This window comes from Spiroplasma endosymbiont of Dactylopius coccus (assembly GCF_977110965.1).
Window position 1 is genome coordinate 954,140 of sequence record NZ_OZ373019.1, and the last position, 16,107, is coordinate 970,246.

The 16,107-nt window shown below is 24.7% G+C and carries 19 protein-coding genes and 4 pseudogenes; 14 read left to right on the forward strand and 9 right to left on the reverse strand.

Annotated features, from left to right (window positions below; translation table 4 throughout):
• Positions 1–329: 329 nt before the first annotated feature.
• Positions 330–671, forward strand: coding sequence for a thioredoxin (gene trxA / locus ACXUB0_RS05995; protein WP_199188855.1), 342 nt, complete (start codon positions 330–332; stop codon positions 669–671).
• 10 nt (positions 672–681) lie between these two features.
• Positions 682–1,506, forward strand: a complete 825-nt coding sequence (locus tag ACXUB0_RS06000; protein ID WP_458258093.1) for an HAD family hydrolase — start codon at positions 682–684, stop codon at positions 1,504–1,506.
• Between the two features lie 84 nt (positions 1,507–1,590).
• On the opposite strand, the gene ACXUB0_RS06005 is transcribed toward ACXUB0_RS06000, so the two are convergent.
• On the reverse strand, positions 1,591–2,829 hold the full coding sequence (locus ACXUB0_RS06005) for an IS256 family transposase (protein WP_458257543.1): 1,239 nt from the start codon (positions 2,827–2,829) through the stop codon (positions 1,591–1,593).
• Between the two features lie 184 nt (positions 2,830–3,013).
• Positions 3,014–4,315, reverse strand: coding sequence for a hypothetical protein (locus ACXUB0_RS06010; protein ID WP_458258094.1), 1,302 nt, complete (start codon positions 4,313–4,315; stop codon positions 3,014–3,016).
• A gap of 268 nt (positions 4,316–4,583) precedes the next feature.
• Between ACXUB0_RS06010 and ACXUB0_RS06015 the strand changes: the two genes are divergently transcribed.
• The gene (locus tag ACXUB0_RS06015; protein ID WP_458258095.1) at positions 4,584–4,955 is read left to right on the forward strand and encodes an FAD-dependent oxidoreductase; all 372 of its coding nucleotides are present in this window, start codon (positions 4,584–4,586) and stop codon (positions 4,953–4,955) included.
• Here the strand turns inward: ACXUB0_RS06015 and ACXUB0_RS06020 are convergent.
• Entirely contained in the window at positions 4,933–5,076 is a 144-nt protein-coding gene (locus tag ACXUB0_RS06020) for a hypothetical protein (protein WP_458258096.1), read from the reverse strand. The genes ACXUB0_RS06015 and ACXUB0_RS06020 overlap by 23 nt on opposite strands.
• A 125-nt stretch (positions 5,077–5,201) precedes the next feature.
• On the opposite strand from ACXUB0_RS06020, the gene ACXUB0_RS06025 reads away from it, so the two are divergent.
• From ACXUB0_RS06025 to ACXUB0_RS06050, 6 genes and pseudogenes are all read left to right on the forward strand, one after another.
• Positions 5,202–5,696 carry an FAD-dependent oxidoreductase gene (locus tag ACXUB0_RS06025; RefSeq protein ID WP_458258800.1) on the forward strand — a complete coding sequence of 165 codons (495 nt, stop codon included), beginning with the start codon at positions 5,202–5,204 and terminating at the stop codon, positions 5,694–5,696.
• A gap of 18 nt (positions 5,697–5,714) precedes the next feature.
• A pseudogene (locus tag ACXUB0_RS06030) lies at positions 5,715–6,487 on the forward strand (MIP/aquaporin family protein).
• A 25-nt stretch (positions 6,488–6,512) separates the two neighbouring features.
• A pseudogene (locus ACXUB0_RS06035) lies at positions 6,513–7,240 on the forward strand (FGGY family carbohydrate kinase); the annotation flags it as partial.
• 178 nt (positions 7,241–7,418) lie between these two features.
• Positions 7,419–7,844, forward strand: coding sequence for an FGGY-family carbohydrate kinase (locus tag ACXUB0_RS06040; protein WP_458258097.1), 426 nt, complete (start codon positions 7,419–7,421; stop codon positions 7,842–7,844).
• Positions 7,845–8,041: 197 nt separating this feature from the next.
• Positions 8,042–8,332 (forward strand): FGGY-family carbohydrate kinase, encoded by a 291-nt coding sequence (locus ACXUB0_RS06045; RefSeq protein WP_458258801.1) that lies wholly within the window; start codon positions 8,042–8,044, stop codon positions 8,330–8,332.
• Between the two features lie 47 nt (positions 8,333–8,379).
• Positions 8,380–8,964, forward strand: a pseudogene (locus tag ACXUB0_RS06050) (transposase); the annotation flags it as partial.
• A 47-nt stretch (positions 8,965–9,011) separates the two neighbouring features.
• Here the strand turns inward: ACXUB0_RS06050 and ACXUB0_RS06055 are convergent.
• On the reverse strand, positions 9,012–9,455 hold the full coding sequence (locus ACXUB0_RS06055) for a hypothetical protein (protein WP_458258098.1): 444 nt from the start codon (positions 9,453–9,455) through the stop codon (positions 9,012–9,014).
• Between the two features lie 161 nt (positions 9,456–9,616).
• Between ACXUB0_RS06055 and ACXUB0_RS06060 the strand changes: the two genes are divergently transcribed.
• The 3 genes and pseudogenes from ACXUB0_RS06060 to ACXUB0_RS06070 all read left to right on the forward strand — a co-directional run.
• Entirely contained in the window at positions 9,617–9,895 is a 279-nt protein-coding gene (locus tag ACXUB0_RS06060) for a transposase (protein WP_458258099.1), read from the forward strand.
• Between the two features lie 41 nt (positions 9,896–9,936).
• Entirely contained in the window at positions 9,937–10,287 is a 351-nt protein-coding gene (locus tag ACXUB0_RS06065) for an IS3 family transposase (RefSeq protein WP_458258100.1), read from the forward strand.
• Positions 10,288–10,483: 196 nt separating this feature from the next.
• Positions 10,484–10,962: pseudogene (locus ACXUB0_RS06070) on the forward strand (IS3 family transposase); the annotation flags it as partial.
• A gap of 421 nt (positions 10,963–11,383) precedes the next feature.
• On the opposite strand, the gene ACXUB0_RS06075 reads toward ACXUB0_RS06070, so the two are convergent.
• Entirely contained in the window at positions 11,384–11,476 is a 93-nt protein-coding gene (locus ACXUB0_RS06075) for an IS3 family transposase (RefSeq protein ID WP_458258802.1), read from the reverse strand.
• 71 nt (positions 11,477–11,547) lie between these two features.
• On the opposite strand from ACXUB0_RS06075, the gene ACXUB0_RS06080 reads away from it, so the two are divergent.
• A protein-coding gene (locus ACXUB0_RS06080; protein ID WP_458258101.1) for an IS3 family transposase occupies positions 11,548–12,668 on the forward strand; the annotation gives its coding sequence in 2 pieces (ribosomal slippage) (positions 11,548–11,791 and positions 11,791–12,668; 1,122 coding nt in all).
• A gap of 2 nt (positions 12,669–12,670) precedes the next feature.
• On the opposite strand, the gene ACXUB0_RS06085 is transcribed toward ACXUB0_RS06080, so the two are convergent.
• The gene (locus ACXUB0_RS06085) at positions 12,671–12,991 is read right to left on the reverse strand and encodes a hypothetical protein (protein ID WP_458258102.1); all 321 of its coding nucleotides are present in this window, start codon (positions 12,989–12,991) and stop codon (positions 12,671–12,673) included.
• Positions 12,992–13,190: 199 nt separating this feature from the next.
• A complete protein-coding gene (locus ACXUB0_RS06090) occupies positions 13,191–14,411 on the reverse strand; it encodes a hypothetical protein (protein ID WP_458258103.1) in 1,221 nt (406 codons plus the stop codon).
• 459 nt (positions 14,412–14,870) lie between these two features.
• Between ACXUB0_RS06090 and ACXUB0_RS06095 the strand changes: the two genes are divergently transcribed.
• Positions 14,871–15,660, forward strand: a protein-coding gene (locus ACXUB0_RS06095) for an IS5 family transposase (RefSeq protein WP_458258104.1) whose coding sequence is annotated in 2 segments (ribosomal slippage) — positions 14,871–15,131 and positions 15,133–15,660 — 789 coding nt in all. Because the reading frame shifts where the segments join, the coding sequence is not laid out codon by codon here.
• Between the two features lie 31 nt (positions 15,661–15,691).
• Here ACXUB0_RS06095 and ACXUB0_RS06100 read toward each other — a convergent pair.
• Positions 15,692–15,877: a hypothetical protein gene (locus tag ACXUB0_RS06100; RefSeq protein ID WP_458258105.1), complete on the reverse strand. Its 186-nt coding sequence runs from the start codon at positions 15,875–15,877 to the stop codon at positions 15,692–15,694.
• 1 nt (position 15,878) lies between these two features.
• Positions 15,879–16,067, reverse strand: a complete 189-nt coding sequence (locus ACXUB0_RS06105) for a hypothetical protein (protein WP_174481134.1) — start codon at positions 16,065–16,067, stop codon at positions 15,879–15,881.
• Positions 16,068–16,107: the final 40 nt, after the last annotated feature.

The following is a 16,107-nucleotide window of genomic DNA, read 5'->3' on the forward strand; positions in this document are numbered from 1 at the left end:
AAAAGGGAATAATTATTTCTAACCTGACAGTTAATTAACATTTTATTTTCTTTGTCATTTTTTTGTTAAAAAGATTTTATCATTTGACAACTTATCGATTAAAAATTTATTTTTCAACTATAAAATAACATTTATGATATTAATTTAATCAAAAATAAGTTAAAAAAGATCCTAAACAGGTTCTTATGAATTTATTCTAAAAAAATTATAAATATTTATATAATAATAACTAAAATTAAAAAAATTATTTTATCGTTTAATGTTTTAAAAATTAAAACTAATGATAGAATTAAACCATAAAATAAATTAAAAGAAAAGGTAGTGAACACATGCATAATGAAAGCAAAATACAACATATTAATTCTATAAAAGAAGTTGAGCAACTTTTACAATCAAAAAAAATAACAGTAATTGATTTTTCAGCAGAATGATGTGGTCCTTGTAAAATGTTAGGGCCAAGATTTGAAAATGTTGCTAATGACGAAAAACACAAAAATATTAATTTTATTAAAGTTGATGTTGACAAAGCTAAAGAACTAGCAAAAGATTATGAAATCCAATCAATTCCAACATTAATTTATTTTAATAAAGAAGGAAAAGAAGTTAAAAAAACTTTTGGTTTAGTTTCTGAAAAAGATATGACTAATATTATCGAAGAAATAGGAAAATAAGGTATTTATAATGGCTATTAAATTAATTGTTCTTGATCTAGATGGAACTTTATTGAAAAGTAGATGAAAAATTCATCCTAAAAATCTAATTGCAATTCAAAAAGCATATCAAAAAAATATTAAAGTTATTATTGCAACAGGAAGAGCACCAAGTTCAACCATTGATATTGCAAAATCATGTTTAATGCATGAAAAAACCGGTCATATTATTTGTTATAATGGTGGTAACATCCTTGATATTACTAATGATAATAGATTAGATATATTGTATGAAAAATCATTAACAAAAGAACAAATACAAACAATAATTAAATTTGCTAATAAAAATAATTTAGCAATGTGAGGATATAGTACCGATAATAAAACAGGCTTAATTAATCGCAGATCACTAAAAGTTAAAATTATGGAAAATTTTAATAACCTACCAACTAAACAAATTGATGAGAATACCGATGAGGGTATGTATAAAATTTTATTATTTTGTAAAAAGAAAAAACAAGTTAATCCAATTTTAGAACAATTAAATACTATAAAAGATTTAGAACTTGCTACTTCTTCTCATAGTGTTATCGAAATTAATCCAATTGGTGTTAATAAAGCTGCTGCTGTACAATTTTTATGCAAAAAATGAAATATTACTCCTGAGCAAGTACTAGCTTGTGGTGATGGTATGAATGATTATAAATTAATAAAATGGGCTAAATATGGTATTGCAATGCAAAATGCTCATCCTAATTTAAAAGAAATAGCATATGATGTTACTAGTAAAAATACTTGTGGTGGTGTTGCAAAAGCTATCGATAAATATGTATTTCCTAAATCAGAGTTTGAATAAATAATAGTTTAATTTTCTAATATAGTTTATTATCAAATATAACGAGGCTTTTTAGAAATCTGTGTATCTTTGTTTTACAAAGTACTAGTTAAGATTAATTCTATCTTCAAATTTTATCATAAAATGAGCAATTGCTGTATTTCAATTTTGAATGGGCATTGTTCATTTTTTTGTTATATTTTCAATTGCTAAATAAAATATTTTAAAAACTGACATATCATTAGGAAAAACTTTTTTATTTCTGATAACTTTTCGTAATTGACTATTAAAAGATTCAATAGCATTTGTGGTATAAATTACTCTTTTAATTTCTGTTGGATAACTAATAAAAACTATCAAATTTTCTCAATTTTTATATCAAGATTTAGCAATTTGAGGATATTGTTTATTTCACTTATTTTCAAATGTTTCTAAAGCCTGCATTGCTTGTTCTTCACTACATGCAGTATAAATTGGTTTTAAATCTGCAACTAGAGATTTTCTATGCTTATATGAGACATATTTCAAACTATTTCTAATTTGATGAATGATGCATAATTGATGTTCTGTTTTAGGATAAACTGATTGTATTGCTTCTGACATTCCTGTTAAATTATCACTACAAGCAATAAGAATATCATTTAAGCCTCGATTTTTCATTTCTGTGAAATTGGCTAATCAAAATTTAGAACCTTCATTTTCACTAATTCATAAGCCTAAAACATCTTTTTTACCTTCTAAATCAACTCCTAAAGCTATATACACAGATTTGTTAATAATGCGTTTATCTTGTCGTATTTTAACTACTATGCAATCAAAATAAACAATCGGATAAATACTATCTAATGGTCGATTTTGCCATGCTTTTACATCATCAATAACATCATCAGTAATTTGACTAATAACACTTTCACTAATATCAGCACCATGATATAACTCTTGTAATTGCATTCTAATATCTGATAATGTCATACCTTTTGCATATAAAGAAAGAACTTGTTGATCAAAACCATCAAATCTTCTTTGTCTTTTTGCAATTATTACAGGATTAAAATTACTATTGCGATCTCGTGGTACATCAATCTCAATTTTACCTTGTTGAGTTATTAATTTTTTTGAACTTATACCATTACGAGCATTGTCACTATTACTATGTTGATTCTTATCATATCCTAAATAATTTTGCATCTCAGAATTCAACATTTTTTCTACTAATCTTTTTGTTAATTCTTTATACAAACCTCCCTCTTTAAAAACTGTTGTTAAATCTTCAGTATTTTCTAATAATAAATCTACTGCTTTTGATATTGGATCATTATTATTAATATTTTGCTTTTTAGCCATCTGTAATTCACTCTTTCTAGGTTTATTATAGAATTAATTAAACATAGTTATTTTTGTAAGTTACACAGATTACTAAACATTACCAATATAACTTTAAAAATGCTGGACAATTACCAGCATTTTTAATTCAATATCCTTTATACTTAAATAAATATTTTTCAAATTTGCATTCTTTTAATATAAACTAACTATTCATTGAATTATTAAAAGTAGCTTTATCTAATACTATAGAAAAAATAAGACTATCATTATAAAAAAATGAATCTTCAACAATTCAAAATTTAATGTAAATACCAGAAGAATCATGTCAAATAAAAACAGATGAATTAATATATGCATGTCACATAAAACCACTTACAGAAAAAATATTATCAATTTTAGCAGAATTATCAATCGCTTCTGTTACATCTTTTGTGCTAATTTTAATATTATGTTTTTGAGTACTTTGACTTGAATCACCAGCAGAAATAAAAGAATTATTATCAAAGCTGATACTAGGAAATAAAGTAGTAAAATCATCCCAAGATTTAGCATAGTCAGTTCAATTTGAAAATATATTTTTTTGCTCACTATTATAAACATTTGTAGAATCTGTTCCATTATAATTAGTAGTATAATTAAAATTTACATTTTGTGTAATATTATCATTTTTAAATTTATTATAATAAATTTCAATTAAATTATTATTATCAAAAATATAGTTTAATGAATAGTTCTTGTCACTAATATTAAATGGAAGATTATAAATAAAATTATTAATATCTTTATTATCAACAATTAAATCAACAATTTTAATAGCTAATTCATTATTAATTTTTCCTTTTAAACTACTTTGACTAATAAAATAATTAGACAACTTCTCAGCAATTGTTCTATCAATTTTATTAGATAATGTTGCTTTAGCAATATAATATAGACCCAATGTTTCACTTAAATTATCACTATGCTCAACTTTATGACCACCTGTTTGTTGTGAAATATCAATGTGTTTTTCAATTCCACCTTGCTGAATTAACTTTCAATCTTGATTATCACCACTAAAGTAAGAAGTACTATATTCACTTTTACTATATGGATTATATGTATCTTTAATAGTAGTTACTTTTTTAGTATTATTCATTTCTTGTTTTGTATTTTCAATATCTGATTTATCTTTATCAGGAACAATTACTTTGGTATTATAAACTAGATTACCTGTTGTATCTACTAAAAAAGTATTTTGAGCATTGGCAAAAGTATAACTTTTTAATGCTGAAGTATCATAACTGTAAAATTTATAATCGGTTATTGATTGGTTAGTAATTCAATCACTAGTACCTAAAATATTTCATTGATTATTAAATAATGAATTTGTAGAATTCTTTATTGATGATTTATTTGTTAAGCTACTGTTATTAACAATATTATCATTAATACTGTTAATAACAGTATTACTTGTTAAAGTTAATGTTGTTAATGTACTTAAAGTAATTAATAATTGTTTCATTCATATACCTACCTTTTAAATAATACAATTTTAATAATTAGATATCTTTTTATATATACTCATTAAAATTATAACGATATTGAATTTATATCGTTATTTATAATATAACACAAATTTTTCTTATTTTTTTTAATAAAATCTCATTTAAAAATGTTTAAAAATTAATCTAATATTTTGAATTAAGTTAATAATAAAAAAATATATTATAATTAGACTATACACAGATAGAACTTTTGTTCTTAATGATGTTTAGAGAGAGGTGAAAGTAATGGAATTTGATTTTGATGTTATTACTATTGGTGTTGGTGTTATTGGTGCTGCTATTAGTGATGAATTATCAAAAAGAAACTTAAAAGTAGTTATTTTAGAAAAAAATTTAAGAATTGCCCAAGAAACATCAGAAGGAAATTCTGGAGTCATTCATGGTGGATTTGATCCAACACCAGGAAAACTAAATGCTAAATTAAATCTAGAGGGCAGAAAATTATATGAAAATGATTGATTTAAAAATTTAGATTTTCCATGAAAAAAAATTGATTCTTTAATACTTGCTTTTAGCAAAGAAGAAAACTCAGAAATACAAAAATTATATGCACGTGGTATTACTAATGGTCTTGCTAAAAAGAATTATCAATATTAACAAGAGAAGAAGTAATTTCATTAGAACCTAATGTTAACCCAAAAGTTACTAGTGCACTACTTTGTTCTGCTTCATATGCTGTTGATCCAGTATTATTAACACAATCTTTAATTAATCGCATGATTAAAAATAGAGGACAACTAAAAGTTGATCATCAAGTAATTAATATTGAAACATTAAATTCAGGTTTTCGAGTTACTTGTTTAAATAATCAAAAAAAAAGTAACTTTTACTTCAAAATATATTATTAATACTGCTGGTCATTATGCTGATGATATTGCAAAGTTAATAAATTGTCAAGATTTCACTTTAAAAACTAGAAGAGGACAGTATTGTATTCTTGAAAAAACCGAAAATCATATTATAAATAATCACATTCTATTTATGATACCTACTATTCATGGTAAAGGAGTAATAGTTGCTCCAATGCTTGATGGTCATATCTTGGTGGGTCCTACTTCTCATGAAAATGTACCGAAAAGTGATACTAGATTAATTACAATTGAAGATATTGAACTTATTAATAAAATTGGTCTAAAAATTATTCCAACTTTAAATATTAATAAAACTTGTAAAGTAATTAGTGGTTCACGAGCAATTTGTGTTGAAACTGATGATTTTTTCATAAAATTTGCTAGTAATAATACTAACTTTATTAATGTTGCTGGTATTAAATCACCAGGTCTAAGTTCAGCACCAGCAATTGCTTTACTAGTAGCAAATATGATAAAAAATATTTAATTTAAGGAGGAAAATATTATGCCAGAAGTCTCACAAGTAATTATTGGTGAACTATTTGGCACATTTATCCTAATTTTACTAGGAAATTGTGTTGTTGCCAACGTTTTATTAAAAAAACAAAGGGAGAAAATAGCGGTTGACTTGTTATTTGTACTGGATGAGGATTTGCTGTTGCTATTGCTGCAATGTTAAGTGGAATTTCAGGAGCACATTTAAATCCAGCTGTTACTATTTGATTATGAGTTGCTAATAAAAAAACAGCTTTTATTGGGGAAAACTTCCTTTATATTCCATTTTATATTTTATTTCAATTTTTAGGTGCAATGTTAGGACAATTAGTTGTTTACTTAGCATATTTTAAACAATATAACATTACTGAAGATAATAATAAAATTTTAGCAACTTTTGCAACAGCTCCAGCCGAACGTAGTTATATTTGAAATACTATAACAGAAATTATTGGAACATTTATGCTAGTTATGATTGTTTGTGCTACTATTGGTATTAAAAATTTAGTTATTAATTCACAAATATTTAATAGTGGTTCTGCGTTTATTACTGGACCTGCGACTGTTGGTATTAGTGTTATGGTTATTGGACTTGCTATTGGTGGACCAACAGGTTTTGCTATTAATCCAGCTCGAGATTTAGGACCACGAATTATTCATGCTATTTTACCAATAGCAAATAAAGGAAGTTCTGATTGAAAATATGCTCCAGTTCCTGTTATTGGACCAATTTTAGGAGCAATTATTGCTGGTGGTTTAATTCAAGTAATTGAAATACTTTAATAAAAGTACAGAAAGGATAAATAATATGTCAGAAGAAAAAAATATTATGGCATTAGATGAAGGTACATCTAGTTGTCGTACTTTAATTATTGATAAAGAAGGAAAAATTACTGGTATCCATCAAATTGATATACCTCAGCATTATCCCCCTCAATCAGGTTGAGTTGAACATGATGCACTTGGAATTTGAAATAATCAATTAACAACAATGCAACAAGCTTTAAATAAAAGTAATATTAAATCTAATCAAATTGAAGCAATTGGTATTACTAATCAACGTGAAACAACAGTAGTATGAAATCGTGATACAGGTTACCAATTTATAACGCTATTGTTTGACAAGATCGCAGAACAGCAGATTACTGTGAAGAATTAGCAAAAAAAGGATGAAAAGAAAAAATTCATAAAAAAACCGGCTTACTAATTGATTCTTATTTTTCTGCTACTAAAATAAAATGAATTTTAGATAATGTTAAAAATGCACGTGAATTAGCAAAAAAAGGAAAACTAGCTTTTGGTACTATTGATAGTTGATTAATTTATAAAATGACAAATGGTATTGAAAATAATGTTGAAAAAACTAAACATGTTATTGACATTACAAATGCTTCACGAACAATGTTATTCAACATTAATACTAAAAAATGAGATGAAGAATTACTAGAATTATTTAATATTCCTAAAAATATGTTACCAGAAGTAGTTCCCAGTTCAGGTAAAATTGGAACTACTTATAAGAACCTGTTTAGGATCTTTTTTAACTTATTTTTGATTAAATTAATATCATAAATGTTATTTTATAGTTGAAAAATAAATTTTTAATCGATAAGTTGTCAAATGATAAAATCTTTTTAACAAAAAAATGACAAAGAAAATAAAATGTTAATTAACTGTCAGGTTAGAAATAATTATTCCCTTTTTTAGTTTAATTATGTTTAAAAGATTCCAAACAGGTTCTAAAGGAATGTTATTCCAAAATGATGAGCAAGAAATTCCTATTACTGCTGCAATTGGTGATCAACAAGCTGCATTATTTGGTCAATTATGTTTAACACCTGGTGAAATCAAAAATACTTATGGTACTGGTTGTTTTATTTTAATGAACATTGGAAATACTCCTCTTTTTTCAAAACAAGGTTTACTAACGACTATTGCTTATCAATTATCAGGCGAAGAACCAGTTTTTGCTTTAGAAGGTTCAGTTTTTATTGCAGGGGCTGCTGTTCAATTTTTACGTGATCAATTACGAATGTTATATCGTTCCGATGAAAGTCTATGATATTCACAAATTGTTGATCCCAAAGAAGAACAACGTATTTATGTAATACCTGCTTTTGTTGGTTTGGGTGCCCCTTAGAACCTGTTTAGGATCTTTTTTAACTTATTTTTGATTAAATTAATATCATAAATGTTATTTTATAGTTGAAAAATAAATTTTTAATCGATAAGTTGTCAAATGATAAAATCTTTTTAACAAAAAAATGACAAAGAAAATAAAATGTTAATTAACTGTCAGGTTAGAAATAATTATTCCCTTTTTTAGTTTAATTATGTTTAAAAGCCCAAACAGGTTCTTATTGAGATTCAACAGCACGTGGCGCTATATTTGGTTTAGAACGTGGTACGAAGCGTGAACATATTGTTAAAGGTACCATTGAATCATTAGCTTACCAGTCACAAGATGTTATTCTGGCAATGCAAGCAGATGTTAAATTAAATAAAGATTTAAAAGATTTAAAAATTAAGATTAAAGTTGATGGTGGAGCAAGTAATAATTCATATATTATGCAATTCCAAAGTGACATTAGGGTAATGTTTAGTAATCTGTGTAACTTACAAAAATAACTATGTTTAATTAATTCTATAATAAACCTAGAAAGAGTGAATTACAGATGGCTAAAAAGCAAAATATTAATAATAATGATCCAATATCAAAAGCAGTAGATTTATTATTAGAAAATACTGAAGATTTAACAACAGTTTTTAAAGAGGGAGGTTTGTATAAAGAATTAACAAAAAGATTAGTAGAAAAAATGTTGAATTCTGAGATGCAAAATTATTTAGAATATGATAAGAATCAACATAGTAATAGTGACAATGCTCGTAATGGTATAAGTTCAAAAAAATTAATAACTCAACAAGGTAAAATTGAGATTGATGTACCACGAGATCGCAATAGTAATTTTAATCCTGTAATAGTTGCAAAAAGACAAAGAAGATTTGATGGTTTTGATCAACAAGTTCTTTCTTTATATGCAAAAGGTATGAGATTATCAGATATTAGAATGCAATTACAAGAGTTATATCATGGTGCTGATATTAGTGAAAGTGTTATTAGTCAAATTACTGATGATGTTATTGATGATGTAAAAGCATGGCAAAATCGACCATTAGATAGTATTTATCCGATTGTTTATTTTGATTGCATAGTAGTTAAAATACGACAAGATAAACGCATTATTAACAAATCTGTGTATCATCAACAGTAAAATCTAATGCTTGTGACTTTTCATAGTCTTTAACACTACTTAATTCGCTCTTTAACGAATGAATATAATTTAAAGCACGGACTATTATATCTTTGTAAATAAGACCTAGTAAATCATAAACTAAAAGTCATATTTTCACCACTATAACTAGGTAGTAATCTACCACGTTTAATTATTTTCTTAGTTTGTCTTTTAGATAAGACAACTTTATTATAGTCATCAACATTAGTATAAATATTTAGTTTAAACTTAACTAAAAATAACAAAATACGCATTCTTTTAACTTGAACAATATATTCTACTTTTTCACGTGCTTGTTTTGGTGTTCTATCGGGGTGTTGTTCAATCATATACATAATTCCATTAAAATTATGACCTATTAATTTGCAAAACATTTCCAAACTTTTTTGTGTTTCTTTAAATTCGGGTGACAAATCATTACTATTAATTTTCAAACCTAACTCATCTAAAACAACCATATCGCACTCTTTAAAAGCATAATTACTATTTAATTGATTAAATTTAAAAACATCATCATAAGAACAACGATAACTATAATCATTGATTGGGTTCCACTTTATTGGACACTAATTACGTAGACAAGTGAACAAATTTTAGTTAAAAGAAAGAAACTATAATTATGGCCAATATTAACTCATATTCAGATGAATTTAAAAAACAAATAGTAGTTTTATATCAAAGCGGTAAGTCAGTGTCTTGTCTTGCTAAAGAGTACAATGTTACAAGAGCAGCTACTTATAAATGAATTAAGCAATTTACTAATTCAGGTAGTTTTAAAACTAAAGATAATCGTTCTGTTGAAGAAAATGAATTAATTAAATTAAGAAAAGAATTAAAACAATTAAGAATGGAAAATGATATTTTAAAGCAAGCAGCACTAATAATAGGCAGAAAGTAGAAATTATTGCTAAAAATAAACCTAAATATAAAATTCGCACAATGTGTCGTTTTTTAAAAATATCTAAATCAACATATTATTTTAATTTAAAGAAAAAAGAAGATAAAATCAAAAATAATATGTATGATGAAGCTGTTATTAGTGCTTTTAAAGAAAATAAAGAAGTTTATGGTACTAGAAGATTAAAAAAAATTTTAGAAAATAAAGGAATTTATTTATCAAGACGAAAAATTAAAGAAATTATGAATAAGCATAATTTAATATCAAAATACACTAAATTATCATTCAAAAATCATCATAATAAAGTCAATGATAGTCAAATAACCAATCTTGTTAATAGAAACTTTAATAATAGTCTTAGAACCTGTTTGGAATCTTTTAAACATAATTAAACTAAAAAAGGGAATAATTATTTCTAACCTGACAGTTAATTAACATTTTATTTTCTTTGTCATTTTTTTGTTAAAAAGATTTTATCATTTGACAACTTATCGATTAAAAATTTATTTTTCAACTATAAAATAACATTTATGATATTAATTTAATCAAAAATAAGTTAAAAAAGATCCTAAACAGGTTCTTAAAAATGAAGTTATTGTTAGTGATTTAACTTACGTTCAAGTTAATGGTAAATGAAACTATATTTGCCTATTAATAGACCTATTTAATCGCGAAATTATCGGACATAGTGTTGGAGAGTTAAAAAAGATGCATTACTAGTATATCAAGCATTTATGCAATCAAATCGCTGTTTAAAAAATATCCAAATATTTCATAGTGATCGAGGTAATGAATTTAACAATAAAATTATTAATAATCTTTTATTAGCATTCAATATTACTCGATCTTTAAGCAAAAAAGGTTGTCCTTATGATAATGCTGTTGCTGAAGCAACTTTTAAAACTTTCAAAACTGAATTTATTAATGATAAAAATTTTACATCATTAATCCAATTAAAATTAGAATTATTTGATTATATCAATTGATACAACAACATAAGAATCCACAGCACTTTAAACTACTTAACTCCTATCAAATATCAAGAACAAGTGTCTACCAAAAAATAGTCCTAAAAAGTGTTGCCATTCCACTATTTGATATCCTAATTTATTTTAAAATGTGTTATAATAAAATTGTATTAAATTAAATTTAAATTAGAAAGGTGATTAAAATATGACTTGATGAATATGAGTGATTATTATTACAATTTGTATAATTATTTCTGCAAGTGTTGGTTTTTTTATTGGCAAAAAGACTAATTAAAAATTTTTAATAGAAGTCAAGTAATAGTGGGTTTGCTCTTGTTATTTCGTAACTCACTCCAACGAGTTTACCTCGTTGTTAGCTACCCTAACAAATAACTTTTTGTTAGGGTAGCGATTTTTAAATTTTATTTCGCTTTTTTTAAAAATATTATTTAACCGATTTCTCATCACATGTACGTGCAGAGGAACAAATGAAAATGGAATGAGTCCAATCGAATATCGATTAGCTCATTCCTTTTAATTTTATTTGAGGTCGATGGTTATTATAAAAGTAAATATATTTAGGTAAATTTTCCTTTATTCATTCAATATGGATGGGTTACACTTTATTGGACACTAATTACGTAGACAAGTGAACAAATTAGTGAAAAGAAAGGAAGTATAATTATGGCCAATATTAACTCATATTCAGATGAATTTAAAAAACAAATAGTAGCTTTATATCAAAGCGGTAAGTCAGTGTCTTGTCTTGCTAAAGAGTACAATGTTACAAGAGCAGCTACTTATAATTGAATTAAGCAATTTACTAATTCAGACAGGTTTAAAACTAAAGATAATCGTTCTGTTGAAGAAAATGAATTAATTAAATTAAGAAAAGAATTAAAACAATTAAGAATGGAAAATGATATTTTAAAGCAAGCAGCACTAATAATAGGCAGAAAGCAGAAATTATTGCTAAAAATAAAGTTAAATATAAAATTCGCACAATGTGTCGTTTTTTGAAAATATCTAAATCAACATATTATTTTAACTTAAAGAAAAAAGAAAATAAAATCAAAAATAATATGTATGATGAAGCTGTTATTAGTGCTTTTAAAGAAAATAAAGAAGTTTATGGTACTAGAAGATTAAAAAAAATTTTAGAAAACCAAGAAATTTATTTATCACGCAGAAAAATTAAAGAAATTATGAATAAGCATAATTTAATATCAAAATACACTAAATTATCATTCAAAAATCATCATAATAAAGTCAATAATAGTCAAATAACCAATCTTGTTAATAGAAACTTTAATAATATGGTTAAAAATGAAGTTATTGTTAGTGATTTAACTTACGTTCAAGTTAATGGTAAATGAAACTATATTTGCATATTAATAGACCTATTTAACCGCGAAATTATTGGACATAGTGTTGGAGTTAAAAAAGATGCATTACTAGTATATCAAGCATTTATGCAATCAAATCGTTGTTTAAAAGATATCCAAATATTTCATAGTGATAGAGGTAATGAATTTAACAATAAAATTATTAATAATCTTTTATTAGCATTCAATATTACTCGATCTTTAAGCAAAAAAGGTTGTCCTTATGATAATGCTGTTGCTGAAGCAACTTTTAAAACTTTCAAAACAGAATTTATTAATGATAAAAATTTTACATCATTAATCCAATTAAAATTAGAATTATTTGATTATATCAATTGATACAACAACATAAGAATCCACAGCACTTTAAACTACTTAACTCCTATCAAATATCAAGAACAAGTGTCTACCAAAAAATAGTCCTAAAAAGTGTTGCCATTCCAATTTAATTTTGTTACATTTCCTTTTAAATAATCATAAACTTGATTAATAGTAAAATCAGTTAAAAACTCTACACCAACAGCACTAATACTAGCAATTAAATCACTTGCACCTAATCCAAGGGCTACACTTTCACTTAATCCACCAGTAAAAGGGGCAAGTGCTACTGCTATGACCTGTACACCAATCATTTCTAAAATTTCTCATCAAAAACTTTTATTTTCTTGCTGTTTACTTATTCTAGTATGTTTGGGTTTATTTATGTTCAAAAGTATTGCTGTACTAGTTGTACCGATTGGCATGGCATTTATTTTCCTTTATTTAAGAACCTGTTTGGAATCTTTTAAACATAATTAAACTAAAAAAGGGAATAATTATTTCTAACCTGACAGTTAATTAACATTTTATTTTCTTTGTCATTTTTTTGTTAAAAAGATTTTATCATTTGACAACTTATCGATTAAAAATTTATTTTTCAACTATAAAATAACATTTATGATATTAATTTAATCAAAAATAAGTTAAAAAAGATCCTAAACAGGTTCTAAGAGTTATTTTAATTGGATTTGTTGTTCCTTTATAATTTAAGTCATTAACATTTGCAGTAATAGTTATATATAAGTCACCTGCTTTTTGTTTTTGATTACTTACATTAGTTTTGCCTTGTGCATCACTAAAATATTTAATAGTTGGATTTGTTAAATTAGGATTTAATGATTTAAGTTCATTAGTGCTTTTTATTTGTGTATTTAATTCACTATTATTGTTATTAACATTTGCAGTAATATCAGTTGTTAAACTTGTAATTTTAGTTTTTAAATCAGTTTTATCATTATTAATAATTGCACATAACATTCAGCGTGAAGTTGTTTCTTCATCTGTTATATATGGTATTGATTCACCAGTTACTTCTCCACCAACTAAATATCTTCTTCCAACTTTACCATCAGCAATATCTTGAACATATACAACTGTATTTTGCAACATATATCTTTTCATTGCTCTTGGTGTAGCTAAAACAAAAGACATAATTTTAGTTTCATTATTATCAGTAAAAGTCATATAATCATCCATTACAATTTGACATAGTACACCTTTAATATATAAGTCATTTCCATTTAATCTTAATTGTTGAGCAATCTGATTATCAGTAATTAAACCTTTATTATTAGCTAAATAAACAATACTATCATAAAGATTATTAGTAATAAAAAAACGACAATTATTACTATTTCTTAATTGAAATAAAGTATTTCAAGCATCTAACATTGATTTTAAATATCCTACTGATGATTTATCAGTAATATCTACTTTAGTTGCATATTTTGCAATTACATTTGTATCATTATTTGCTAAATAATCTGCTAAATCATTAGCAACTTCATATTGCATTGTATTTAATAAATTTTGTCCATTTTCAGCATTTAAATCAACATTAGCAATTATTTCACCTGCAACTGCTTCTTCTTTAATTTCTTTTAAAATTTTAATAGTTTCAGCATAACTAACATCTAATCCTTTGCTTTTATCATTTCATTTTAGTATTTTCATTTCTGGATTTTTTGGTTTTTTAACTATAAATTCAATTTTTGTAGAATTAACCATTTCAATGGGAAAAAAACTTGCTCATGGTGAATTTGATTGTTTATAAAATTCTATAAATTCTGGTGCTTCTACTAATTTTTCGGTATTATCTAAATTTTTATTGAATGGTACTGCCATTTTTTATTTTCCTTTCTGTTATAAATTATTTTTCTTTTTATAATCCAATAAAGTACTTTTTATTGAATTTGGTTGATTTGTTATTATTGTTTGTGGTTTGCCACCTGTATTAATTGTTTCTTTAAATACTGGTTGTTCTTTAATTATTTTTTTAATAGTTTCTTCAATTTTTGAATTTTCTAAATTATTAGTTTTAAATTTTAAATAATCATAAAATTCAGTTTTAACTTGATATTTTTTAAATATATTAATAATTTCTTTTTCTTTAATTTCTTGATTAAGTTTATTTAACTTATTTTCTGCTTCATTAACTTTATTTTCTATTTCTTGTGAAGAAGCATTGTTTTCAGTTAAAGGTTCAGTTGTTTGTTGAACATTATTTTCATTTTCTAAGAACCTGTTTGGAATCTTTTATAAAATAACGTAAAATGACTATATATTTTAAGATAAGGGGTATATATGCATAAAAATTATCCAAGTCATGTTACTAAAGAACAATTTGAGAACATAAGATCAATTTTAGAAAATAGCAAAAAGAAAACAAAACCAAGAAATTTAGATTTATATGAAGTATTTTGTGCAGTTTTATATGTATTAAAAAGTGGATGTCAATGAAGAATGTTACCAAAAAATTTTCCAAAATGACAAACTGTATATTATTATTTTCAAATTTGAAGTAAAAATAGTGATAAAGAACCTAGCACTTGACAAGTAATTTTAAAAAAAATTAGTTAGAAAAGTTCGTATCAATAATGGTAGAAAAGAACAAACTAGTTTTTGTATAATTGATTCACAAAGTGTTAAGAACACAGATACTGCTAAAAATAAAGGTTATGATGCTGGTAAAAAAATTTCAGGAATAAAGCGTCATATTGCTGTTGATTCTCAAGGTTTACCACATACAATTTACATAACCACAGCAGAAAAAACAGATCGTAACAGTGCTATAATAATGATTGAAAATGAAAAAGAAAATTTATCTAAAGTTCAAAAAATACTAGTAGATGCTGGTTATACTGGTGAAAAATTTGCTTTTAAAATCAAAACAATCATAAATGCAAATGTTGAAGTTATCAAACGTAATGAATTACATTCTTTTGTATTATTGCCAAAAAGATGAGTTGTAGAACGAAGTTTTGCATGATTAGAAAAATGCAGAAGATTATGAAAAAATTGTGAAAGAAAATTAAATACTAGCTTACAAATGGTTGTTCTTTCCTTTATTTCAATTTTATTAAAAAGATTTTAAACAGGTTCTAACATTTAACATTCTCCTAATCTTATTCCCATAGTCAATCTTTAACTAATTGTGGCATTTCACTTATTAGTTTTTTATAATCATTAACAGCATTTTCTAATATATCAATATCAGAAAATTTAAAACAATTTCCTATATCTAAATCAAAATCTCTATCAATACTAATATCTTGTTTTTTATATTTTTCATTAAATTCAATTTTTGTCATATTATTTTTCTCCTTTATTAATCTTTTCATTTAATTTTGCTAATTTTTTTTGATGTTTGATAATTTTGTTATTTGCTCTAACATGTTTTGGAGTTGTGATAAATCTTTTTAATAAAACAATAATTTCTCTGCAAATTAATGTTCCAACACTTGTTCCAATAATTATTAATTCATGTAAAAATTCTTTCATTCCAATATTTTCCTTTCAACTATTTATTTTTTTATTTTTG